The sequence below is a fragment of the Flavobacterium chungnamense genome (genome assembly GCF_039539165.1).
GTDB lineage: Bacteria > Bacteroidota > Bacteroidia > Flavobacteriales > Flavobacteriaceae > Flavobacterium > Flavobacterium chungnamense.
In genome coordinates this window covers 82701-107180 of the sequence record NZ_BAABCS010000014.1, presented here as the reverse complement: position 1 = coordinate 107180, position 24480 = coordinate 82701, and the positions used below count along the sequence as shown (strand labels likewise).

The window sequence follows — 24480 nt, the reverse complement described above, 5'->3', positions numbered from 1 at the left end:
TAAGAAGATGATAACCAAATTAATCAAAGAATTACCAAGAGCGATTTTTATTTCTATAAGCATCTTTTTAGTTCTATTAATCATAAGATTCTTATCAGGAGTTAGAATAGAATTCAACTCAAGTTTATTAATCAATTTTGGTTATACAACTTTATACGGTTTCATGTTATACTATGCGAATGCCATTTTATTCATGAAACTTGATGAGATTTTTAGCAAAGAAAGGTTCAATAGAAAAAGAATTCTAATAGGTTTTATAGGTTCATTTATTATTTCAGTTGGAGTAATCTTTTTGTTGAGAATTTTTGAAGATGTAATTATTGAAGGAAGTTCATTAGCTTTATTTTTTGAAAAAGAAAAGTTTAGTAATTATCTAGTTACCATCATAATAACATTTATTGTAACACTTGCTTTTCATGCATTTTACTTTTACAAAGCTTACCAAGAAAGTCGCCTAAAAGAACAAAAGATAATCGCCGGAACTGCCAATGCTAAATTCGAAAGCTTAAAGAATCAAATTGATCCTCATTTTCTTTTCAATAGTTTGAATGTTTTAAGTTCATTGATAGAAGAAAATCCTGAAAATGCACAACAGTTTACCACTTCATTATCTAAGATTTATCGCTACGTTTTAGAACAAAAGGATAAAGAATTAGTTACAGTTTCAGAAGAATTAGCTTTCGCAAAAACGTATATGAAGTTATTAAAAATGCGTTTCGAAAACAGCATCACTTTTGAACTTCCAACTGATTTTGAAAATCCTGATGCAAAAGTGGTTCCGTTGTCATTGCAATTATTATTAGAAAACACGATTAAACATAATGTGGTTAGCGAAAACAAACCACTTCATATTAAAATTTATATAAAAGATAATTTTTTAGTAGTAGAAAATAACCTGCAAAAGAAAGAAGTTTTACAAGATAGAAAAGGTGTAGGACTTCAAAATATAGTAAGTCGTTATGCTATTCTTTCAGAACGAAAAGTCTTAATTGACGAAACTAAAGAAACGTTTGCAGTATATCTACCTATTTTAACAAAACAAATAAGTATCATGGAAACAACAAATACATTTAACGAAAACACTTCTTACTTGAGAGCAAAAGAACGTGTAGAAAAAATAAAAGGATTTTATGGAAATCTTGCATCCTATTGTGTAGTAATTCCAATATTAATCATCATCAATTTAAACTCACCGCACAATTTTCAATGGTTTTGGTTCCCAATGTTGGGTTGGGGTTTAGGAGTACTATTCCATGCTTTTGAAACTTTTGGATATGGAAAATCTTGGGAAGAGAAAAAGATTCAAGAAATATTGAATAAACAAAATAATACTAACAACAAATGGAAGTAATTATGAATACTAATCAAGATTTTGAGAACTATCAAAAAGCAAAAAAGCAAGTTGAAGAAATCAAAGGATTTTATTCGCATTTAACATTTTTTATAATTTTTAATGCAATAATAATTTTTATCAATTTAAAATATTCACCCAATCATCTTTGGTTTTTTTGGACGACTTTCAGTTGGGGAATTGGATTGTTTTTTCATGCGTTAAAAGTCTTTAATTGGTTTCCTTTTTTTGGAAAAAGTTGGGAAGAAAAAAAGATGCAACAGTTTATAGAAGAAGAAAAGAACAAACAAAATAAATACGAATAATCATGACAACAGAAGAGCAAATACAATACGAAAGAGCACTTAAACGTGTCAAAAAGATTAAAGGTTTTTATACTCATTTATTGGTTTATGTGGTTATAAATTTGATGATTGTAATAATTAATATCCAAAATCTCAAAACCGGTGAAAGTTATTTTAAATTGGAGAATTTCTTCACGGCTTTCTTTTGGGGAATTGGTTTAGTAGCTCACGGATTATCAACTTTTGGTGGTGAAATTTTCTTCGGAAGCGATTGGGAAGAAAAGAAAATTAAAGAGTTGATGGAGAAGGAGAAGAGCGAACAACAAAAATGGGACTAATGATAAATTCGGAACTTATTTTTAAAATTTTACTTGTAATTCACATCATTGCAGGAAGCATTGGTTTGATTACCGGAACTATCAATATTACTAGAAAAAAAGGAGATAAGTTGCATAAAAATGTTGGTTTGTTTTTTCTTTACGGAATGATAATCAATGGCATTGCAGGTTTATTAATGACCTTAATTCATAGTAATCCATTTCTGTTTATTGTTGGAATTTTTTCAATATACATGGCAGCCACAGGACAACGATATCTTTCTTTAAAAGGATTATTGAAAGGTGAAAAAGCCAAAAATATAGATTGGATTTTAAGTGCAATAATGTTACTTTTCGGAATTGGATTTGTGATATATGGAATCCTAATATTGTTTTCAAGCAATAATTTTGGAATCGTATTATTAGTCTTTGGATTTATCAGTATTTCAATGGTTTATCAAGATTTTAAAAATTATAAAGGTCAAAATTCAATAAAAAACTTTTGGTTGTTAGTTCACATTCAGCGAATGATAGGTAGCTATATTGCTGCTGCAACAGCTTTTTTAGTAGTCAATAATACTTTTTTACCAGCAGTTGTTGCTTGGCTTTTACCAACTGTATTACTAGTTCCATTAATTATTAAATGGTCAAATAAATATAAAATCGTTTCAAAATAAGAATATGAACATAATTATTATAGAAGACGAAAAACCTGCTGCAAGATTGTTGCAACGCAAGGTTGAAAAATTAGGATTGCAAGTCGATCAAATGCTTCATTCTGTGGAAGAATCCATAAGTTGGTTTCAGAATAATCCGCATCCAGATTTGATATTTTTGGATATTCAATTGTCAGATGGATTATCATTTGAAATATTCGAAAATATTGACATAAAAAGCGCTGTGATTTTCACAACTGCTTACGATGAATATGCTCTGCGAGCTTTTAAATTAAATAGTATTGATTATCTTCTAAAACCAATTGATGAGGAAGATTTGGAAACTGCTGTAAACAAATTTAAAGCAAGAAATGTAGCAACTCCCAATTTATCATTGGATTTTGAAATGATAAAAAAAATGTTGGTAAATCCAATTGATAGAGAATACAAAAAGCGATTCACTATTAAAATGGGACAACAACTTAAAATGATAACTATTGATGAAGTTGAATGTTTTTATAGTGAAAACAAAGGAACTTACCTGCACACATCTGATGGACGAGATTACTTACTGGATACTACTTTAGAAAGTTTAGAAAACGAATTAGATCCAAAGGATTTTTATCGAGTTTCAAGAAAATTTATCATTCCATTGAAAGGAATTAAGGAAATTCAAATGCACAGCAACTCACGATTAAAAGTAATTTTACCAACTTACAAAGACGATGAGGTAATTGTTGCAAGAGAAAAAGTAAGTGATTTTAAAACTTGGTTGGGATAAAAAAAAGCCATCAATAATTAGTTATTTGATGGCTTTTTTTTTGAGAATAATTTATTCAAATAAATGATTTGATTTCTTTTTCGGTTTTACCTAATTTTTCTTTTAGTTTTCCCCACATTTCTTGTTCTTTTCCTTCTTCATATAACAAATCATCATCAGTTAATTCTGCAAATTTTTGTTTCATTTTTCCTTTTAATTGTTCCCAATTACCTTTAATTTCTTTTGAATTCGGCATAATGATTTTTTTTAAATTAATAATTTTTATCTATTCAAATTTCAGAAATTAAATTTCAAAATTGTTTTACTTTTCCAGATAAAAGTTACATAATTACTTTATTACAATTTTGCGAATTGCAATTAAAAAAAACACTAATAAAGTATAAACAATAAAAAAAGGTACAATAAATTCAATCCAACCCAAAGGCAACATTATGGCAATAATTAGCAATTGAAATCCCAATCCATAAAGAGATAATAGGGTCATGAACCAATTAGGAAACGTTTTTACTTTGTAAGCATCTTTATCTAAAAAGTGAATTATTTTATCAAAAGGGCCATAGACTATGGTATAAATTCCAAATAAAATATCAACCGATTTTTGTTTTTCTCCAGGTAAAGCTTTCGGTGATTTATATTCAAATACTTTACTTGTAGAATCACCACCAACCGATTTATTTCGAAGAATTACATAGTAATAATTATACAACGTTCCTTGAAGTTGAATTCCGATAAAAGCTAGTAAACAAAACCAAATAGTTGTCTTTGATACATAACAAATAGCCATAAGAATCAAAAAATTCAGAATAATATCAAATATACTATCTAAATATCTTCCCACATAAGAAGGTGTGTTTTTAAGTCGAGCCAATTCGCCATCGGCAGCATCAATTCCAGATTTTAGAATTATAAAAAAAGCAGCCCAAAAATACTGATGTGTTACAATACAATAAATCGCAATTAAACCAGAAATTCCAAATAAAATGGTAACATGAATAGGAGTGAAGCGTGTACTTTTTAATTGATTAGCAAGGAATTTTCCGAATGGTCTTCCGTAATCTGATAAGTCAAGAAATTTATCTTGAGCCGTAAGTTTTGACATTTAAAGTTTCTAAATAGAACTGCGACAATATAGTCTGTAAATTTATTTTGGGAATGGAATCGCAACAAACCACATCATTGACATTGCGATTATTCCACCTATTATTCCAACAATAGTAATCAACTTTATAGTATTTTCTGATGGATTATCGTTTACATTTCCAAAGCTATTAACCCTAATAATTCCTGGATGATTTTCTAAAAATTTTGCTCCGTTTTTAAAGAAAATAAATCGAATTAATAATATCCAAATAACTATTATAGAAAAGTGAAATAATAAAACCATCGGATTCATTTTTGATGGTTGAAAGTAATCAAATACAGATTCTGTAAGTCCAAAAGTATTTCCAATTCCAATAATAATCCATGGAATGGAACCATAAATTAAAAAGTTTTTAAAGATAATTTTATAACCATTCTCTTTCTCTGGACTTTCTTCTATAAATTCAGCGGCTTTTTTTCTTAAAAGATAAGCATTAAAAAAGTTTACTAAAATGAATAAAATCCAAATATATTGAGTTAAATGTTTCATTATTTACTTAGTCTATGTAAGGTGTAAGTCATAGTTGCCAACAAAATAAAAGCCATTATTTGATGCGTTAATCCTAACCACATTGGTACACCTAATAGTAAGGTTAAAACACCTAATGTAAATTGCAAAAACACTATAAAAACCAATAGGTTTAATCCATTTTTCTGTTGCGTTGAAAGGGTAAATTTCTTACTCTGAAAATATAAAAATAAAATTAATCCAACAACAACATAAGCCATAGTTCTATGAACAAACTGAACCCCACTTTTACCTTCGGTTAATCGCAAAAGCCAAGAATCTTTTTCTAAAATAATACTTTCGTGGAAAAATTTTCCATCGCTCATCAATGGCCAATGGTTGTGAATTAAACCTGCATTCAATCCTGCTACAAATCCACCATAAATTATTTGGATTACAAGAAAAACGATAGCAATTCGAGCATATTTTCTTAAAATTGTATTGACTTCTTTTTTATCAGGATAGATTAAATCTAACGCAACCCAAAGTGTGTAGGCAAAGGTTATAAATGCAAAAGTTAAGTGTAAAGCTAATCTAAAATGACTTACATCAGGATTATCAATTAAACCACTTTTAACCATGAACCATCCTAAAAACCCTTGAAATGCACCCATTCCTAAAAGGATGATACATTTTTTAATGGTTTCAGAATCTAATTTCTTTTTGATTAAAAAGTAAACGAATGGAATAATGAAAACCATTCCAATTATTCGACCAATAAATCGGTGAAACCATTCCCAGAAATAAATAAATTTATAATCTGAAAGTTGGAAATCGTTGTGAATATTGATTTTTTGATATTCAGGAAATTTCTTGTATTCATCAAATGCTGCTTGCCATTTTTCTTCTGTCAAAGGTGGAAAAGTGTCTGTTACCAAATGCCAATCGGTCATTGAAAGTCCAGAATTAGTCAAACGCGTAATTCCACCAACAGTAACCATTATAAAAAGTAAGATACAACCTGAAAGTAGCCAATATATGACTGATTTGTTATTCTTCATTTGAGAAGTAATTTTTATGCAAAATTATTTTTAATCCTTTGATTAACTCATTTAACAAAAGTTAATCTTTACTTATTATTTTCTACTTTTTTTAATCCTAATTTTTCTGCTCTTTTTAGAACAAAATCATAAGCTGCTTGATATTCATTCGGGATTTTTCCGTCCAAAATAGCTTCTTTTACCGATTCTTTCAACATTCCAATTTCTTTTGAAGGCTTTAGATTGAATAGTTCCATGATTTCTTCACCAGAAATTGGCGGTTGAAATTGGCGCACATGATCGCGTTCTTCAACTTCAATAATTTTTTTGCGAACGATATCAAAATTATTATGGTATTTCTTGAATTTCGTTGGATTTTTAGTTGTAATATCAGCTTCACAAAGCGTCATTAAATGATCTACATCTTCACCAGCATCAAAAACCAAACGTCTTACAGCAGAATCGGTTACAATATCTTCAGCCAAAACAATTGGACGTGAACTCAACATAACCATTTTTTGAACAAACTTCATTTTTTGATTCAATGGCATGTGTAATCTTTCAAAGATTTTTTTCACCATTTTTCCACCAAGAAATTCGTGTCCGTGAAACGTCCAACCTTGTTTTTTGTTGAATTTTTTTGTTGGAGCTTTTCCAATATCGTGCAACAATGCTGCCCAACGTAACCAAACATCATCGGTATTCGGGCAAATATTATCAACAACTTCTAAGGTGTGATAAAAGTTATTTTTATGGGTATGACCTTCAATTTCTTCCACATTATTCAACGCTGTTAATTCAGGTAAAATAATGTCTAAAAGACCTGTTTTATATAAATGTAAAAAACCAATTGATGGTTTATCAGTAGAAAGAATTTTGTTTAACTCATCCACAATGCGTTCTCCAGAAATAATATTGATTCGCTCCTTATTTCGTTCAATTGCAGTTAATGATTCTTCTTCAATTTCAAAGTTTAATTGCGTTGCAAAACGAATACCACGTAGCATTCGCAGAGGATCGTCTGAATAAGTAATATCTGGATTTAAAGGCGTTTTGATGATTTTATTTTCCAAATCAGCCAATCCATTAAATGGATCAACCAATTCCCCATAATTTCTTTCATTCAAAGAAAAAGCCAATGCATTTATGGTGAAATCACGACGGTTTTGGTCGTCTTCCAATGTTCCGTTTTCCACAATTGGATTTCTGCTATCTTGATTGTAGCTTTCTTTTCTTGCACCAACAAATTCAATATCAATTTCTTTGTAACGAAGCATTGCTGTTCCGTAATTTTTAAAAACTTGAACTTTCGGTTTGTTAGAAATTAATTCAGAAACCTTTAAAGCCAACTCAATTCCAGATCCAACTGCGACAACATCGATGTCTTTTTTGAAATCTCTTTCTAATAAAAAATCACGCACAAAACCACCAATAACATAACTATCAACGTTAAGTTCTTGACTTGCTTGAGCAATTATTTTAAAAATTGGGTTATTTAGTGCTTTGGTATAATTCATTTTATTGATTTCAATTTCAGTTTTCCAAGTTTAATAATCAACTGAAAACTGTGACTAAACACTATTTTCTTATTATTTTAACCTGATTATCAAGTGAAAGTTTAATAATAGTTGATGGATTTTTGCAAACTTTATCGCGTTGCAAATTTACTACATAGTCCACACCATTTATAATTTCAGGAGTGATTTCTTTAAATGTTTTAGGTGTAACGTTTCCAGAAACATTTGCCGAAGTTGAAACTAATGGTCGTTTCATGCGTTCCATTAACTTGAAGCAAAAAGGTTCTTTCACAAGTCTAACGCCAAGTGTTTTATCGTCTGCTATAATATTTGAAGCAACATTTCTAGGGTTATCAAGAATTAATGTAGTTGCTTTTTGCTTTTCTAATTCACCATCACTTGGATTGGATAAATCCCAAATTTCCCATGCTAAATCTGGAATTGCAGCAAAAACATTATACATCATTTTTTCACCATTCATTAATACAATCATGCTTTTTGAATCGTCTCGCTGTTTTAAATCATAAATTTTCTTAACAGCTTCTTCATTAGTAGCATCACAACCTATTCCCCATACAGTGTCTGTTGGATAAAGAATGATACCACCATTTTTAATGACTTCGTATGCGTTGTGAACTTCAGTGTTAATATCACTCATAAACCTATATTTTAAAGATTGCAAAGATATTTATTAAAACTAAAACTCAATCAATAAACTTTGGATTATATGATGTATTTTTGATAATTGTAAATCGTTATATTTGCACTAAATTAGATTCGATAATTATGTTAAATGACAAATCAATATTAATAACTGGTGGAACAGGTTCACTAGGAAAAGAACTTACTAAAACTATTTTAAGCAAATGGCCAAACGTTAAAAGATTGGTTATTTATTCTAGAGATGAGCAAAAACAGTATCAAATGGCTCAGGAATTTCCAGAATTACAATATCCTGCTATTCGTTATTTTATTGGTGATGTAAGAGATTTAGAACGTTTGAAACGTGCATTTAATGGTATCGATTATGTTATTCATGCAGCAGCCATGAAACATGTTCATATTGCGGAATACAATCCAGATGAATGTGTAAAAACAAATATTGGTGGTGCTGATAATGTAATTAAAGCCAGTTTGTCAAGTGGTGTTACTAAAGTTGTGGCACTTTCAACAGATAAAGCATGTGCTCCAATTAATTTATACGGAGCAACAAAACTTACGTCTGATAAATTATTTATTGCCGCAAACAACATAAGAGGTAAACAAGATATCAAATTTTCGGTTGTTCGTTACGGAAATGTAATGGGTTCAAATGGTTCGGTTATTCCATTTTTTATGAATAAACGTGAAGAAGGAGTTTTACCAATTACGGATGCAACCATGACTCGATTTAATATTTCACTTCAAGGTGGTGTTGACATGGTTTTGCATGCTTTAGATGCTGCTTGGGGTGGCGAATTATATGTTCCAAAAATTCCATCGTATCGTATTTTGGATGTTGCTGAAGCAATTGCTCCAAGTTCTGAGCACAAAGAAGTAGGTATTCGTCCAGGTGAAAAAATTCATGAAGAAATGATTACAGCTTCCGATTCTTTTACAACTTATGATTTAGGAAAATATTATGTAATTCTTCCACAAGTTACCAATTGGAATTTAGAAGATTATAAAAAACAATTTAATGCTAAATTAGTTCCTCAAGGTTTCAGTTATACTTCTGGAGATAATGCAGAATGGGAAACAGTTGATACTTTACGTTCTTTAATTAAAGAACATTTATATCCTGATTTTCAACCAAAATAATTCAATCAATGATACCTTACGGAAAACAAAATATAACCGAAGAAGATATTCAAGCGGTAGCAAAAGCCTTGAAAGGAGATTTTCTTACTCAAGGACCAACTATTCTAGAATTTGAAAAAGCATTTGCAAATTATATTGGTTGTAACTATGCTGTTGCAGTATCTAATGGAACAGCCGCATTGCATTTATCCGCTTTAGCTCTTGGAGTTCAAGAAGGTGATAAAGTAATTACTACTCCAATAACATTTGCTGCTTCAGCCAATTGTATTAGATATTGTGGTGGAGAAGTTGTTTTTTCTGATATTGATTTGGATACTTATTTGTTAGACATTAATAAAGTTGAAGCACTTTTGAAAGCGGCTCCAAAAGGAGCTTACAAAGGAATTGTCCCTGTTGATTTTACAGGAAGAGCAGTAAATTTAGAAGATTTCAGAAAGTTGGCTGATGAATATGGTTTATGGATTTTAGAAGATTCGTGTCATTCTCCTGGTGGATATTTTATTGATTCAAAAGGCGAAAACCAAAATTGTGGTAATGGGAATTATGCCGACTTGGCAATATTTTCATTTCATCCAGTAAAACATATTGCAACTGGTGAAGGAGGAATGGTAACAACCAATGATGAAACCCTTTACAAACAATTGCTTAGGTTACGTTCTCACGGAATTACAAAAGGTGATGATAAATATACAAACACACTAGATTTTGCAAATGGACAGAAAGGATTAGATATTTATCCTGGTTGGTATATGGAAATGCAACAATTAGGATTCAATTATCGCTTTACCGATTTTCAAGCTGCTTTAGGAATTAGTCAATTATCTCGTGCAGATAAAGGAATAGAAAGACGAAGAGAAATTGCCAAAAAGTATGCTGATTCGTTTATAAATAAATCTTTTATAAAAGGACATTCAAACTTTGTCGAAGGTCATGCTTATCATTTATATGTAATTGAAGTTGAAAATAGAATAGGACTATATAATTACTTACTAGAGCATAAAATTTTTGCTCAAATACATTACATTCCATGTCATTTAATGCCTTATTACAGAGAAAAAGGTTGGAAAGAAGGAGATATGACTAATGCTGAAAATTACTATAAACATTGTATAAGTTTGCCCATGTATCCTACTTTAACTGTTGAGGAGCAAGATTTTGTAATCGAAAAAATCATACAATTTTATGGATAATAATCAAAAGAATTCTTTTCTGAGTTATGAAGCCAATGCATGGTTTGAGAGAAATTTTGAAGTAATTTCAAATTACAATCCAGATGATGATAGAGTAGTTGATTTATTCAAAAAATATAACTTTGACAAGCAGTCTATCTTAGAAATTGGAAGTTCTGCTGGTTACAGATTGAATGCTTTGAAAAATTTGATACCAAACACAAATGTTTATGGTATTGAACCTTCTCAAAAAGCAATTGAGTATGGGGAAAACAATTATAAAGAGGTAAATTTCACTCACGGAACGGCAGACAATTTGTCTATGTATGAAGATGCTTCTTTTGATGTAGTAATTGTAGGCTTTGTATTTTATGTAATTGATAGAAATATTTTATTCAAAGTAATTTCTGAAGTTGATAGAGTTTTAAAAAATAACGGAGTAATAATTATAATCGATTTTTTCTCTGACGCATCTTTAAAAAACTCTTACCATCACATTGATGAGTTTCAAGCTTATTCATACAAACAGAATTATGATGATATTTTTATATCTTCTAAGTTATATTATTTATTAGATAAATCAACCTATAGTCATAAATCTAAAGATTTGGATGCTTCTAATGATTATAGTGATAATTACAGTATCACGTTGTTAAAAAAAGATATTAATTCAAGTTATAAATAGATTTTGAAGATTACTTTAGGAACTGTTCAATTCGGAATACAATATGGGATTTCAAATACACATGGAGTTCCATCGGATAGTGAATTGGAATCAATATTTTCTGTTGCGAGTGAGTTAGGAATTAAACAATTGGATACAGCCAAGGCTTATGGAAACGCTGAAGAACGTATTGGTCAATTAAGTAATTCAAAATTTGATATCATTACAAAATTTCCAAATGTAGATTCTAAAGAAGATTTAGAAATTGCTTTATCAGAATCTTTACAAAAGCTAAATGTTAGTTCTATTTATGGATATTTAGCACATAATGCTGATGTTTTAATTCAAAATCCTTCACTTTGGGAAGTTTTATTAGATGCGAAAAAAGAAGGTAAGATTAAAAAAATTGGTTATTCATTATATAATCCGGAGCAACTAGAGCAATTACTCGATTTGAATTGTATTCCAGATTTAGTGCAATTGCCTTATAGTATTTTGGACAGAAAATTTGAAAAACAGTTATCAATTTTAAAACAATTAGGAACAGAAGTTCATGTTCGTTCTGTCTTTTTACAAGGTTTGTATTTTATGAATCCGAATAAGTTGCCAGAAAAGTTACAACCGCTTCAAGATTCATTATTAGAATTAAAAAATCTATGCATTGAAAACAATGTTTCTGTTGGAGAAGTTGCTTTGAATTATGTGATTTCTAATCCAAATATTGACAAATTAGTTATCGGAATTGAAACGGCTGAACAATTAAGAGAAAATATAAATTTAGTTACAAATTGGAAATCAAATAAGATATTATTTTCCAAAATTGAAGCTATTGAAATAAAAGATAAATCATTATTAAATCCGGTAAATTGGTGAAAATAATTGGTGTAACACAAGCTCGAATAGGTTCTTCTCGTTTACCACGGAAAGTACTTTTAACTATAAACGATAAAACTCTTTTGGAATATCATTTAGAACGTGCTATGCAATCTAAATTGGTTAACAAATGGATTGTTGCTACAACTGATGAACCAGAATCAGATTTGATTTGTGAAATTGCCAATAAGCTACAAATTTCAAGCTATAAAGGAAGTTTAAACGATGTTCTTGATAGATTTTACCAAAGTGTAAAAAAAGAAAAACCAGATTACGTTGTTCGTGTTACTTCAGATTGCCCATTATTAGATGCAACTCTTGTAGATGAAGTAGTTAAATTTTGTATCGATAATAAATTAGACTATTATTCTAATGTTTTTCAAGAAGTCTATCCAGATGGTTTAGATGTTGAGGTCTTCAGTTTTAAAGCATTGGAAGAAGCTTGGAATAATGCCACAAATGCAGTTGATAGAGAACATGTGACACCATATATAAGAAGAAATTCTGAAGTAATTATACCAAAATCTAATATTGATAAAAAATATTCGGAACTGCGAATTACCGTTGATGAAATTTCCGATTTTGAAGTGATTCAACATTTAATACAGCAATTAGGAGCTAATCAACCATGGAAAATCTATGCAGATTATCTTCTTCAAAATAAAGAAATACAAAATATTAATCATTCCATTTTAAGAAACGAAGGTTATATGAAAAGTAAATTCAATGAAATAGAACTAAGAAATATCACAAATTTCAAAGCTTCAGATGAATACAGAAGTAAAATTCACGATTTAATTCCTGGTGGAGCACATACTTACTCTAAAGGCGATGATCAATTTCCTATTTTGTCGCCAGCAGCCATTGTTCGTGGTAAAGGTGCTTATGTTTGGGATGTTGACGGCAATCACTATTTAGACTGCTCGATGGGATTAACCAGTGTTAGTCTAGGTCACGCATACGAACCAGTTTTGAAAGCTGTTCGTGAAGAATTAGAAAATGGAGTAAATTTTCAAAGACCAGCTGCGTTAGAGAAAGAAATGGCTGAAACCTTTTTAGCTCTAGTTCCGGATCATGATATGATTAAGTTTTCTAAAAATGGATCGATTGTAACCACAGCCGCAGTAAAATTAGCTCGTGCTAAAACAGGAAGAAAACTAGTTGCTTTTCCAGGAGATCATCCATTTTATAGCTATGATGATTGGTTTATTGGAAGTACGCCTTGCAACAAAGGAATTCCAGAAGAAATTTCGAATTTATCGGTTACCTTTAAAGGTTGTGATTTAGGATCTTTACGTGCTTTATTCCAAAAATATCCAGATCAAATTGCTTGTGTAATCACGGAACCAGAAAAAAATAGTTGTGGCAACGGATGTTCTTGTGCCTTAAATGTTGGAGATTTCTTGAAACAAGCCATCGAATTGTGTCACGAAAACGGCGCGTTATTTATTGCTGATGAAATGGTTTCTGGATTCAAAACAGAATTTCCTGGAACAATTACCAAATATGGAATCCAACCAGACATGGCAACTTGGGGAAAAGGTATCGCCAACGGATTTTCTTTTTGCGCACTTACAGGAACCAAAGAAGTAATGGAATTAGGCGGAATCAATCGTGAAGGCGAAGAAAAAGTATTCTTAATTTCTACAACTCATGGTGGTGAAACCCACGGATTAGCGGCTGCAATTGCAACTATCAAAGAATATAAAGAGAAAAATGTAATCGCTCACAATCATCATATTGGTAAGAAATTAATAGAATTGTGTCAGCAATTGGTTAATGAAAATAACTTGGCTGAATACATTAACGTTATTCCATCAGAATGGATGCCAGTTTTTGTGTTTAAAGACCAATCTAAAGTAGCTTGCCAAGGATTTAGAACCTTGTTTTTACAAGAAATGATTAAACGTGGCGTTTTGTTTCAAGGTGTTTTTGTTCCTTGTTTCTCTCACACCGAAGATGATGTTTACTATTTTGCAAAAGCATTTAGTGAGTCATTACAAGTTTACAAAAAAGCTTTGGAAGATGGATATTCAAACTATTTAGTAGGAAGTCCAGCAAAAGCTGTTTTTAGAAAAATATTATAAAATGCGAAATTATAAGTGTTTGTCGGTTTCTAAATTTGAGTCAAATGGTTTTCATATTGAATCACTTCGCAATGAAGATATGTATGAGATTATGGACATTAGAAACCAACAAATCTATCATCTTAGACAAAACGAACCTTTAACTAAAGAGAAGCAAGAAAATTACTTTGCTACTGTTGTGGCTGGTTTATTTGAACAAGAAAAACCCAATCAATTGTTGTTTTCATTCTTTGAAAACGGAAATTTTATTGGTTATGGTGGTTTGGTTCACATCAATTGGGTTGATAAAAATGCAGAAATTTCGTTTGTAATGAAAACGGAATTAGAGAAAGATAGTTTTGCTAAATATTGGGCAAATTATCTGAAATTAATAGAAAAACTCGCATTTGAAGAGCTTAATTTCCATAAGATTTTTACTTATGCATTTGATTTAAGACCACATTTATATCCTGTTTTAGAATCTTGCGGATTTAAAGAAGAAGCAAGATTAAAAGAACATTGTTTCTTTGATGGACAATTTTTAGATGTAGTTTATCATGCTAAAATGAACAGAACAATTTCTTTCAGAAAAGCGAATGAAAACGATATGATGCTTTATTTTAATTGGACAAATGATGTGTCAGTTAGAGAAAACTCTTATCAATCGGAACCCATTTCGCTTGAAAATCATCAAAATTGGTTTTATAAAAAAATAAAAGAAGATACCTGTTTTATGGTTGTTTTCGAAAATCATATAGGTTCGCCAATCGGACAAGTTCGTATTCAGAAGCAAGATGAGAATACTGCTGTAATTGGTATTTCTAACGATGCTAATCACAGAGGAAAAGGTTATGCAAGTAAAATGATTCAAATAGCATCTGAGGAATTTTTGAAACAAAATCCACAAATTTGCATTAGTGCTTACATTAAAATTGAAAATAAAGCTTCTGAAAAAGCTTTTGAAAAAGCAGGTTACGAATTGGATGTAGTATTAGAATACGACGGAATTCCAAGTTATCATTATATAAAGAAATATGCAAATAGGTAATTTTACTATTGACGATAAAAGTCCGGTTTTTATAATTGCGGAACTTTCAGCTAATCATAACGGAAGTTTAGATAATGCTTTGGCAACCATAAAAGCGGCAAAAAGAGCTGGTGCAGATTGTATAAAATTACAAACCTACACTGCTGATACCATTACATTGGATTCTGATAAAGAAGATTTTGTGATAAAAGGTACCATATGGGACGGAAAAAAATTACACACCTTATATCAAGAAGCTTACACTCCATGGGAATGGCACGAACAAATTTATCGAGTTGCTCAAGAAGAGGGTTTAATTTGTTTTTCATCACCATTTGATAAAACTGCGGTCGATTTATTAGAAAGTTTAAATTCGCCAGCCTACAAAATTGCGTCTTTTGAAATTACAGATATTCCTCTTATTGAATATGTTGCTTCTAAAGGAAAACCTGTTATTATTTCAACTGGAATTGCACGTCAAGAAGATATTGAATTGGCTCTTGATGCTTGCCATAGAATGGGAAATTATGATGTTGCTTTGTTAAAATGCACATCAAGTTATCCAGCACCAATTGAGGAAGCCAATATGTGTATGATAAAAGATTTAGCAGAAAGATATAACGTGATTTCAGGACTTTCAGATCATACTATGGGAAGTACTGTTCCAGTTGTGGCTACAGTTTTTGGAGCCAAAATTATTGAAAAACATTTTATAATTGACAGAGCAATTGGCGGACCAGATGCTTCTTTTTCGATGAATGAAGAAGAATTTACAGCCATGGTAAAGGCCGTTCGTGAAGCCGAAAAAGCATCAGGAGTTGTGGATTATAATCTAACCGAAAAACAAGCCAAAGGAAGAGATTTTAGCCGTTCATTATACATTGCAGAAGATATTAAGGCAGGAGAAATTTTTACAGAAAAAAATCTTCGTTCGGTTCGTCCAGGATTTGGTTTGCATCCCAAATATTACAATCAATTGTTAGGTAAAAAAGCTACATCCTATTTAGAAAAAGGTACGCCAATGCAATTGGATTTTGCCGAATAATACTCAAAGATTAAAGCAATGATGCATTTAGATACAATTTCCAATAAAACTATTCTCGTTCAAACGACCTACCATCCAACGCCTCATTTAGAGACAGAAATGGAGATTATGGAACGTTTGTTACAACAAGGAAATACCATTTATTGGATAATTTGTAAATCTGATTTTCAAGTGTGTTTCAATAATCCAAAGCACAAGGAAATGGATTGCAAAGTTTGTTATTCTAGAGTTACTAAAGGCGTTGAGGTTTTAAGAAAAAATGTCCTTAATAACACTAATCTTCATATTTTAAAATACAATGAGTTTTTGAAATTAAAAGATTTCAAACAAACTGGCTTTCCTGAAAATTTTACCTTTTCAGAATTTAAAGATTTAAAAGCATATCATTATAAATCGTATGATTGCGGAATGGCAACAGCTTCTTCGTTAGTTTCTTTCACAAGAAATCATGAGCCAAATTTATCAGAACATCAAGATTTTATCAATAGAGGATTGCTTACTGGAGCTTATTTGTATGAAACTTTTCAATTGATTGTAGATAAAATAAATCCTGATTTGGTGATTTTATTTAATGGAAGATTTGTAGAAAATAGACCATTATTGAGAGTTTGTCAGCAGAAAAATATTGATTACGCAACCCACGAACGTGGTGGAAAATTGGATAATTTTTTATTCCGAATTAATTCGATTCCTCATTCAATTGAGACCATTAGTGCCGAAATGGAGTCGTTATGGAAAAATGCTGATTCAGATAAAACTGAAATAGGGAAGACATTTTATAATAACAGAATCAAAAGGGTAGAAGACGCTTGGTATTCTTTTACAAAAGAGCAACAAGAAGGTAGATTGCCCGAGAGTTTTAAAAATAATGAGGGTAAAAAAGTAGTTACAATTTTTAATTCTTCGTTAGATGAATATGAAGGATTAGAAGGCTTTGGACCTTATTTTTATGCTAATGATAATGAAGGAATTAAACAAATTTGTGAAAGTTTAGAATCACATTCCAACATCAAATTATATTTAAGAGTTCATCCCAATTTAAGAGAATTAGACAACAGTCAGAATAAGTTTTTAAGAGAAAATATTGCCAATTTAAAAGCTGTTGAGGTAATTGCTGCCGAAGATAGTGTTGACACTTATGCTTTAATTAATCAAAGCGACATTATTATTGTTTTTGGTTCAACTGTTGGAGCAGAAGCCGCTTATGCAGGAAAAAAAGTAATTTTATTAGGAAGAGCAGCTTACGAAAATTTGAAGTGTGTCATCATACCAAAAAGTCATGAAGAAGTAATGTCAATTTTAACAAATGACAACTATGTTTTTCCTGAATTGAATCCAGAAGAACCTTTAAAATATGGTTATTGGAATGAAAAATTTGGTCTTGATTATAAGTTTTACAAACCCATAAATCTTGCAAAAGGTACTTATCACGGAAAGTTAATTAAAGCAAGTCCGATTGTGAGAGAAATGAGAAGAATTATTCAAAAATTGAACGGAACTTACAAAAAATAAATTATCAAAAAATTGCTTTAATTTGAATTAAAACTTTATCACTAAATGCTAGTTTTGAATAAGCTTGAGCAAACTTTTCTTTATAAAATTTAATTTGGGAGTTACTTTGTTTACTTGCTTTTCTAATAATTCTTCCAATAGATTTTTGAAGCATTTTCTCTAATAAAGTTGCGTCAAAATTTTCTAAAATATTATTTTGATTTATGAAGTGATTGTAACATTCTGATACCAATTTGATTTCTTCAAAATCTAGTCCTTTTTGACCTTCTATTAGATGAATAAATGTATTTATATTTGGATTATCTTCTTCAATTCCAAATTGTTTTAATAAACCAATTTTAATACGACGGTTAGATCTTTTTACATTATCAATTTTGGTTTGACTAATGTTTGAATCATGAATTCGATAATCAACAAGTGTTTCCTGAAGAATATAAAATTGAGTTTTAACAATCAATCTACTCCACAAATGATAATCTTCAACAGGAACATATTCTTTATCATATCTAATGTCGTCTAAAATATTTTTTCTAAAAAAAGCAGTCGAATTTCCTATTGTACAATCAATTAGAAAATTCACTTTAATTTGATTGTGCTTTTCAGGATGTTGTAGTACTTTATTTTTTTCTTTGTCTCCAAAAGTGGTAAACCAAGTTCCGCAAACTCCTATTTCAGGGTTATATTTTAGAATAGCAATTTGCTTTTCAAAACGTGTTGGTTTGGCAATATCATCGGCGTCTAAAAGCGCAATGTAAGTGCCTCGAGCCAAATCAAATCCTTGATTTCTAAGATTTGCTGGGCCAACATTTGTTTCTTTATCAATAAAAACAATACGAGAATCTTTGGCTAAGTAACTTTCAATAATCGCTTTGCTAGAATCGGTTGATTTGTCGTTTAAAATGATTAATTCAAAGTTGGAATAGGTCTGATTTAAAACGCTATCAATAGCTTCATTCAAATACTTTTCAGCATTGTAAACTGGCATCACGACAGATATTTCGGGAAGTGTAGCGTTATTCATTTTATGTTATTCCTTTTGCGCAAATATACTATATTTGTCATAGTTATAAATCATACTTTATGTCCTATTTGATTTCTGTTATTGTTCCGTGTTATAATCAAGCCCATTTTTTGGACGAAACTTTAAATTCAATTTTAAATCAATCTTACACTAATTGGGAATGTATTATTGTTAACGATGGTTCGCCAGACGATACTGAAAATGTTGCCAAAAAATGGACAAATAAAGACCATCGTTTTCAATACATAAGTAAAGAAAATGGTGGATTAAGTAGCGCTAGAAATAGTGGATTAGAGGTAGCTAAAGGCGATTTTATTCAGTTTTTAGATTCGGATGATTTGTTGAGTTCAGATAAATTTCAGAAATCAATTGATGCTGTTGAAAAAGATGGTGCTGAAGTTGTGATTACCAATTTTATTCGTTTTAAAAAGAACCTAAATCAATTAAAGAAAGCTTTTTGCAAATTAGAGGAGCAAACATTCACATACGAATCAATTCTTTTGCAATGGGATAGAAGATTTTCAATTCCGATACATTGTGGACTTTTTAAAAGAGAAACTATTGGAAGTGTAAGATTTAATGAAAAATTGAAAGCCAAAGAAGATTGGTTTTTTTGGATTCAAACTTTTAAAAGTAATCCAAAAGTTTCTTTTATCAATGAAAATATGGCGCAATATCGAATGCATAATAAAGGTATGACCAAAAATAATGCACTGATGGAAGAAAATCTAAAAAAGGCTTATCTTTTGATTTATAATTCTTTAGATGACAATCACAAAGAAAAATTCTTTGAAAGATTGATGCACGAATTAGAACATTCGAAACAAGAATTCAAGAAGTTTAAAGACAATGTTTTCTACAGAAAAATATTCTACAAACTCAAAAAATTATTCTAATTCAACAATTTTTTGTTTGGTTTTCAATGATTTAGAAAGTGGAGCACCAGCCAAAAGAACTTTCAATAAATACCAATATTTAGGCTTGAATAGCGTACTGAAAATGTAATTTATTCGTAAGTAATTCAATAAAAACCAATAACTTAAATAGCCATAATGCTTTCTAATAATATAAAGCAGCGAAATTTTTAGTTCTGTTTTAATTGTGATACTTTGAGGAGTACTTGCTCCGTGATAGTGAACATATTGTGCTTCTGGAATTAAATAACAAGATTTTCCTATTTTTTCTAATCGCATACACAAATCGGTTTCTTCATAGTAAAGAAATAGATTAGTATCAAATCCGCCTACTTCATTGAAATCTTCAGTTCTGGTAAACATAAAACTTCCTTGAACGTAGTTTACTTTCTGAGGATTAGTATATTCAAATTTTCTTTTAGGATATTTTTTAGGATTTACTTTTTCTAGAAAATCTCTGCCAAAAAGTTCTTTAGAAATGGAGGCAAAATGATCAAAAGCAACCATTCTTTTTCCTGTTTCTGTAAACGATTGACCTCCAACCATTGCAATAGCATTGTCTTTTTCAATAGCAGTTTTTAAGATTGAAAAGCAGTCGTTCAAAAACAAAGTATCATTGTTTACAAAAGCAACATATTTAGCATTTGCATATTGATAACCAGCCATATTTCCAGCTCCAAAACCAGTATTGATTTTGCTTCTAACAAGTTGTAAGTTTTTGAAAGAATGTGATTTGCAAAATTCTTCCAATAGTTTATAATCAGCAATTTGGGAACAATTATCTACAACAATAATTTGATAATTCAAATTTGTAGCTGTTTTTTCCACAATACTATCAATGCATTCTTGTGTAAGTTTGCTCGAATTGTAATTTATTATTATTGCTGCTATATCAAACATTTAGTGAAGTTTTATTATTCAATTTTTCTGTATAACATCCAAAGTTGCAAATATCTTTTGAATACCGAAAAGGCATGAACATAAGCTAAAATAAAACCTTCTTTGCCATCAAGAATTCCTAAACGGAAAAAATACTGCCATAAAAAACGGTATAAAGGTCTGAAAATAAAATGATAAGCATTTGGTTTTCTTTTTTTGTTATATAGATTTTCTGCTTGCAGTTTACTATATAAATTTAGCTTATCGTTGTAGTTATCAAAATTTTTATAACTAAAGTGATTCAGTTTATTTTTAAGAATACCAATTGTACCATTCGCTTTAACTTCTTCATGAACCAAGCCATTGTATTGACAGAAATTTTTATTAAAAAGACGCACCGCTTTATCGCTTTGCCATCCACCAAAATGGATATGTCTTCCCATGAAAAAGAAATTTCGTTTCACAAAAAAAGCTACATCTTCTCCAGGATTAGCAACAACTTCTTGAATTTCATTTTCTAATTCTTCTGTAATAATTTCATCTAAATCAAAGAAAACAATCCAATCGTTCTTCGCTTGATTGATGGCGTAATTTCGTTGTTCAGAAAAGTTGGTAAATTTACGCTCAATAACTTTTACACCCATATTTTTTGCAATTTCTATAGTGGCATCGCTACTTATAGAATCTACAAAAATGATTTCATCTGCAAAAGACAAGCTTTCAACATATCTTTTTACGTTAACTTCTTCATTAAAAGTAATGGCTAAGGCAGTTATTTTGGGTATAGCGTTATTTTCAGACATATAAATAGATGAAATATGACACAAATATAATATTTTTACACCAATAGTATTTTCAAAATTAAATTTGTGTCAAGATTCCCAGTTTTAATGTATCATAATATTACCCCAAACGATGATTTAAGTTTGGGTTTGACGCTGTCTACAAGTAAGTTTGAAGAACAATTAGACTATTTAAATAAAAATAATTACATTTCATTATTTGTGTCGGAATTGGAACAAATGAAGTCTATTTCATCAAAATCTGTGGTTATAACTTTTGATGATGTTACCGAGAATCAATTGTTGTATGCCTTGCCATTGTTGAGAAAATATAATGTAAAAGCAACTTTTTTCATTCCGTTTTCATACATAGGTAAAACAGATTTATGGAATAATGGTTCGGAGAAAATAATGTCAATTGACCAATTAAAATCATTAGATTCATCAATTATAGAGTTAGGACATCATTCTTTTTATCACAGAAAATATTCAGATTTATCAGAGCAAGAAATTGAGACCGATTTTGATAAAAGTTTTGATTTAATTGCTAAAAACAACCTAAATGTTTATCCATCATTAGCTTATCCTTATGGTAATTATCCTAAAAAAGGACTAAAAAAGGATGTTTTTTTTATGATTTTAGAAAAAAAAGGTATAAAAATGGCTTTCAGAATAGGAAATAGAGTAAATTCTTTTCCTTTCAAAAGTAAATTTGAAATACAACGAATTGACATTAAAGGTCAAGACACTTTATTAAAATTCAAATGGAAACTAAAAATTGGAAAACTGAGTTTGTTTTAATCTTTATTTGATGTCTTTCTCAATAAGCATCATTTTAACATATCTCGAGAAAACCCCATAAGCATTGATACTTGCCAAAGCAAGACCAGGAACGCCATCAAGAAAACCTCTTTTTAAGATATAAGAAGAGAAAAATCGATATAGAGGTTTGAAAAACAAATGAAAAATAGTTACTTTTTTCCCTTTTTTAAGTGAAGTATTGGCTTGAAACCAAGAATAAGAATCTTTCTTTTTTATTAAATGAAATAAACCTTTGTAGGTATAGTGAATCATGAAGTTTTTTAAGCTGCCAATGCTTCCATCAACATGTAATTTTTCATGAACATCACCAGTGAATTTTACATTTTTATTCTTTACTAATCTTACTACTTTATCAACTTTATGATAAAGAAAGCGATTCATGTAAAAATGCGGAAAACTCAATTTATAACCAGAATGTTGGTTCTTTTCAATAGCGGAAACAATTTCGTTTTTAAGTTTTTGAGAAACTCGTTCGTCGGCATCAATAAAAAGTATCCAATCTCCTGTAGCATATGATATGGCATGGTTTTTTTGATTAGAAAAATTATCAAATTTGCGTTCTAAAACCTTGCAACCATATTCAAGAGCTCTTTCTTTAGTTCCATCTTCACTGAAGGAATCAATCACTATAATTTCACTAGCAAATTCGACTGACTTTAAAGCATCGTCTATGTAGTCAATTTCATTGTAAGTAGGAATAATAACCGAAAGAGTGGGCATTAATTTTGCTTTTTTGTAAGTACAAATTTAATAAAATTAGGTTACCTTTGCCGAATTATGCAAAAGAATATTTCAGTAATAGTAGTAGCTAACGATAATTTCGAGTCACTTGAAAAAGTAATTTGGAGTTACAATACTCAAGCTTTTAGAAATTTAGAAATGATAATAGTTAATCAAAATTCTGATGAAACTATTTCAAAATCAATTACATCCATTCAAAAAGAAGTTTTTTTTCCAATTGTTTTATTGAACTTTGACAAAGAAAATAATGGTGATGATTGTGTAAAAAAAGCTATCGAAATAGCGTCTACAAATTATATTTTAATTACTAATTCTGATTGTTTAGCAAGACCAGATTTTGTAGAACAACATATTAAAAATAGAGTAGAAGGTTATTTTTTAAATGGAGCTTCTTATGCAATACATACATCAGTCTTAGATAAAATTTCACAAGAAATAATCTATTCTTCCAAGTGTTTTCAAATGTCTTGGTTAAAATCAAAAGGGATTGGTTTTTTTAGAAGTTTTATGATTTCTTATAGTGGTTTGTTGAGTACATTTTTGGATGTTATTTTTTCTAAAAATGATATTTCAAGTGACAATCTATCTGGTTGGAAATCAGATTTTATCCAAATTAATAGTTTTACTAATTTGAAAATTAATAATTTGAAGGAAATTGATTTAAAGCAAAAAAATATTAAGAGTAGAGCAATACTCTTAAAATTACAAAATTAATAAAAGCAGCATTTTTGATAGAGGTAATTTTGAATATAATATTCTCTATCTTTGATAAATAAAAAGAATTTCAATTCAAAAATATTTTGGATAACAATATGAAGATAACAGTTATAATAAGTACCTACAACGCTGAGGAATGGCTTGAAAAAGTACTAATTGGATATAGTGTTCAAACATATAAAGATTTTGATATCATTATTGCTGATGATGGTTCGAGACCTTCTACAAAAGAGTTGATAGATTCTTATGCTAAAGATTATCCTGTGCCAATCAGACATTTATGGCATGAAGATTTAGGGTACAGAAGACAAGAAATTCTAAATGTTGCCATTGTAGAAGCCAATCATGATTATATTTTAATGACTGATGGCGATTGTATTCCTAGACAAGATTTTGTTGAAGTTCATGCAAAATTAGCTGAAAAAGGTAAATTCTTATCTGGAGGTTATTGCAAATTACCAATGACAACTAGTAAGGCAATTTCTAAAGATGATATAGTTTCTGGAAGATGTTTTAATGTAAGTTGGTTAAAATCTATAGATAAATTAGGTTTTTCAAATACATTAAAATTAGGAGCTAATAGTTTGATAGGTAAATTTTTAGATATTATTTCACCAACCAATCCTTCGTTTAATAATTGTAATTCATCTGGTTTTAAAGCCGATATGATTGCCATTAATGGATATGATGAACGAATGAAATATGGTGGTCCGGATAGAGAATTTGGAGAACGTTTAGAAAATTATGGTGTAAAAGGTAAACAGATTAGACATAAAGCTATAGTTTTGCATTTAGATCATGCTAGAGGTTATAAAACACCAGAATCTTTAGCAGCAAATTTAGCCATTAGAAAAGAAGTTAGAGATAAAAAGATAGTTTGGACTAACTTTGGAATAAAAAAATAATAGTTTTCA

27 protein-coding genes are annotated in these 24480 nt (G+C 29.9%); 17 read left to right on the top strand and 10 right to left on the bottom strand.

The window, feature by feature from the left end; genetic code table 11:
- The first annotated feature begins 7 nt into the window (after positions 1-7).
- From ABD771_RS06620 to ABD771_RS06600, 5 genes are read left to right on the top strand one after another with little or no spacing between them, the layout of a single operon-like run.
- Complete coding sequence (locus ABD771_RS06620; RefSeq protein WP_345092414.1) at positions 8-1351, top strand: 2TM domain-containing protein; 1344 nt, start codon at positions 8-10, stop codon at positions 1349-1351.
- Positions 1352-1353: 2 nt separating this feature from the next.
- Positions 1354-1656 (top strand): 2TM domain-containing protein, encoded by a 303-nt coding sequence (locus tag ABD771_RS06615; protein ID WP_344816085.1) that lies wholly within the window; start codon positions 1354-1356, stop codon positions 1654-1656.
- A 2-nt stretch (positions 1657-1658) separates the two neighbouring features.
- The gene (locus ABD771_RS06610; RefSeq protein WP_345092411.1) at positions 1659-1973 is read left to right on the top strand and encodes a 2TM domain-containing protein; all 315 of its coding nucleotides are present in this window, start codon (positions 1659-1661) and stop codon (positions 1971-1973) included.
- Positions 1973-2629, top strand: coding sequence for a DUF2306 domain-containing protein (locus ABD771_RS06605; protein WP_345092408.1), 657 nt, complete (start codon positions 1973-1975; stop codon positions 2627-2629). The genes ABD771_RS06610 and ABD771_RS06605 overlap by 1 nt, the downstream gene beginning before the upstream one ends.
- Before the next feature lie 4 nt (positions 2630-2633).
- Positions 2634-3389: a LytR/AlgR family response regulator transcription factor gene (locus ABD771_RS06600; protein WP_345092405.1), complete on the top strand. Its 756-nt coding sequence runs from the start codon at positions 2634-2636 to the stop codon at positions 3387-3389.
- Between the two features lie 55 nt (positions 3390-3444).
- On the opposite strand, the gene ABD771_RS06595 is transcribed toward ABD771_RS06600, so the two are convergent.
- The 6 genes from ABD771_RS06595 to ABD771_RS06570 all read right to left on the bottom strand — a co-directional run bounded on the left by ABD771_RS06595 (position 3445) and on the right by ABD771_RS06570 (position 8192).
- On the bottom strand, positions 3445-3624 hold the full coding sequence (locus tag ABD771_RS06595) for a CsbD family protein (protein WP_345092402.1): 180 nt from the start codon (positions 3622-3624) through the stop codon (positions 3445-3447).
- 93 nt (positions 3625-3717) lie between these two features.
- Entirely contained in the window at positions 3718-4488 is a 771-nt protein-coding gene (locus ABD771_RS06590; protein WP_345092399.1) for a CDP-alcohol phosphatidyltransferase family protein, read from the bottom strand.
- 42 nt (positions 4489-4530) lie between these two features.
- Complete coding sequence (locus ABD771_RS06585; protein WP_345092396.1) at positions 4531-5019, bottom strand: hypothetical protein; 489 nt, start codon at positions 5017-5019, stop codon at positions 4531-4533.
- Positions 5019-6038 carry a COX15/CtaA family protein gene (locus tag ABD771_RS06580; RefSeq protein WP_345092393.1) on the bottom strand — a complete coding sequence of 340 codons (1020 nt, stop codon included), beginning with the start codon at positions 6036-6038 and terminating at the stop codon, positions 5019-5021. Before ABD771_RS06580 ends, ABD771_RS06585 begins: the two co-directional genes overlap by 1 nt.
- A gap of 68 nt (positions 6039-6106) precedes the next feature.
- Entirely contained in the window at positions 6107-7534 is a 1428-nt protein-coding gene (locus ABD771_RS06575) for a CCA tRNA nucleotidyltransferase (protein ID WP_345092390.1), read from the bottom strand.
- 61 nt (positions 7535-7595) lie between these two features.
- On the bottom strand, positions 7596-8192 hold the full coding sequence (locus tag ABD771_RS06570) for an L-threonylcarbamoyladenylate synthase (RefSeq protein WP_345092387.1): 597 nt from the start codon (positions 8190-8192) through the stop codon (positions 7596-7598).
- A gap of 128 nt (positions 8193-8320) precedes the next feature.
- Between ABD771_RS06570 and pseB the strand changes: the two genes are divergently transcribed.
- From pseB to ABD771_RS06530, 8 genes are read left to right on the top strand one after another with little or no spacing between them, the layout of a single operon-like run.
- Positions 8321-9334 carry a UDP-N-acetylglucosamine 4,6-dehydratase (inverting) gene (gene pseB, locus ABD771_RS06565; RefSeq protein WP_345092384.1) on the top strand — a complete coding sequence of 338 codons (1014 nt, stop codon included), beginning with the start codon at positions 8321-8323 and terminating at the stop codon, positions 9332-9334.
- Between the two features lie 8 nt (positions 9335-9342).
- Positions 9343-10524: a UDP-4-amino-4,6-dideoxy-N-acetyl-beta-L-altrosamine transaminase gene (gene pseC, locus ABD771_RS06560; protein ID WP_345092382.1), complete on the top strand. Its 1182-nt coding sequence runs from the start codon at positions 9343-9345 to the stop codon at positions 10522-10524.
- Positions 10517-11188: a class I SAM-dependent methyltransferase gene (locus ABD771_RS06555; protein WP_345092380.1), complete on the top strand. Its 672-nt coding sequence runs from the start codon at positions 10517-10519 to the stop codon at positions 11186-11188. Before pseC ends, ABD771_RS06555 begins: the two co-directional genes overlap by 8 nt.
- A gap of 3 nt (positions 11189-11191) precedes the next feature.
- Positions 11192-12040: an aldo/keto reductase gene (locus ABD771_RS06550; protein ID WP_345092375.1), complete on the top strand. Its 849-nt coding sequence runs from the start codon at positions 11192-11194 to the stop codon at positions 12038-12040.
- Entirely contained in the window at positions 12037-14127 is a 2091-nt protein-coding gene (locus tag ABD771_RS06545; RefSeq protein WP_345092679.1) for a glutamate-1-semialdehyde 2,1-aminomutase, read from the top strand. Before ABD771_RS06550 ends, ABD771_RS06545 begins: the two co-directional genes overlap by 4 nt.
- Position 14128: 1 nt before the next feature.
- Positions 14129-15154 carry a GNAT family N-acetyltransferase gene (locus ABD771_RS06540; protein ID WP_345092372.1) on the top strand — a complete coding sequence of 342 codons (1026 nt, stop codon included), beginning with the start codon at positions 14129-14131 and terminating at the stop codon, positions 15152-15154.
- Positions 15141-16178 carry a pseudaminic acid synthase gene (gene pseI / locus ABD771_RS06535; RefSeq protein WP_345092369.1) on the top strand — a complete coding sequence of 346 codons (1038 nt, stop codon included), beginning with the start codon at positions 15141-15143 and terminating at the stop codon, positions 16176-16178. Before ABD771_RS06540 ends, pseI begins: the two co-directional genes overlap by 14 nt.
- 18 nt (positions 16179-16196) lie before the next feature.
- On the top strand, positions 16197-17690 hold the full coding sequence (locus tag ABD771_RS06530) for a capsular polysaccharide export protein, LipB/KpsS family (RefSeq protein ID WP_345092366.1): 1494 nt from the start codon (positions 16197-16199) through the stop codon (positions 17688-17690).
- 4 nt (positions 17691-17694) lie between these two features.
- Here ABD771_RS06530 and ABD771_RS06525 read toward each other — a convergent pair whose 3' ends face one another.
- Positions 17695-18711, bottom strand: coding sequence for a glycosyltransferase family 2 protein (locus tag ABD771_RS06525; protein WP_345092363.1), 1017 nt, complete (start codon positions 18709-18711; stop codon positions 17695-17697).
- Positions 18712-18770: 59 nt separating this feature from the next.
- On the opposite strand from ABD771_RS06525, the gene ABD771_RS06520 reads away from it, so the two are divergent.
- Complete coding sequence (locus ABD771_RS06520; protein ID WP_345092360.1) at positions 18771-19607, top strand: glycosyltransferase family 2 protein; 837 nt, start codon at positions 18771-18773, stop codon at positions 19605-19607.
- Here ABD771_RS06520 and ABD771_RS06515 read toward each other — a convergent pair.
- Positions 19599-20525: a glycosyltransferase family 2 protein gene (locus ABD771_RS06515; RefSeq protein WP_345092358.1), complete on the bottom strand. Its 927-nt coding sequence runs from the start codon at positions 20523-20525 to the stop codon at positions 19599-19601. The genes ABD771_RS06520 and ABD771_RS06515 overlap by 9 nt on opposite strands.
- A 14-nt stretch (positions 20526-20539) precedes the next feature.
- Complete coding sequence (locus ABD771_RS06510; RefSeq protein WP_345092355.1) at positions 20540-21307, bottom strand: glycosyltransferase family 2 protein; 768 nt, start codon at positions 21305-21307, stop codon at positions 20540-20542.
- A 66-nt stretch (positions 21308-21373) separates the two neighbouring features.
- Here ABD771_RS06510 and ABD771_RS06505 point away from each other — a divergent pair, with 66 nt between their 5' ends.
- Positions 21374-22087 (top strand): polysaccharide deacetylase family protein, encoded by a 714-nt coding sequence (locus tag ABD771_RS06505; protein WP_345092352.1) that lies wholly within the window; start codon positions 21374-21376, stop codon positions 22085-22087.
- 3 nt (positions 22088-22090) lie between these two features.
- On the opposite strand, the gene ABD771_RS06500 is transcribed toward ABD771_RS06505, so the two are convergent.
- Positions 22091-22828, bottom strand: a complete 738-nt coding sequence (locus tag ABD771_RS06500) for a glycosyltransferase family 2 protein (protein WP_344816066.1) — start codon at positions 22826-22828, stop codon at positions 22091-22093.
- A 57-nt stretch (positions 22829-22885) separates the two neighbouring features.
- On the opposite strand from ABD771_RS06500, the gene ABD771_RS06495 reads away from it, so the two are divergent.
- Together ABD771_RS06495 and ABD771_RS06490 are read left to right on the top strand one after the other, a co-directional pair.
- Positions 22886-23563: a glycosyltransferase gene (locus ABD771_RS06495; RefSeq protein ID WP_345092349.1), complete on the top strand. Its 678-nt coding sequence runs from the start codon at positions 22886-22888 to the stop codon at positions 23561-23563.
- A 98-nt stretch (positions 23564-23661) separates the two neighbouring features.
- Complete coding sequence (locus ABD771_RS06490) at positions 23662-24471, top strand: glycosyltransferase family 2 protein (protein ID WP_298302659.1); 810 nt, start codon at positions 23662-23664, stop codon at positions 24469-24471.
- Positions 24472-24480: the final 9 nt, after the last annotated feature.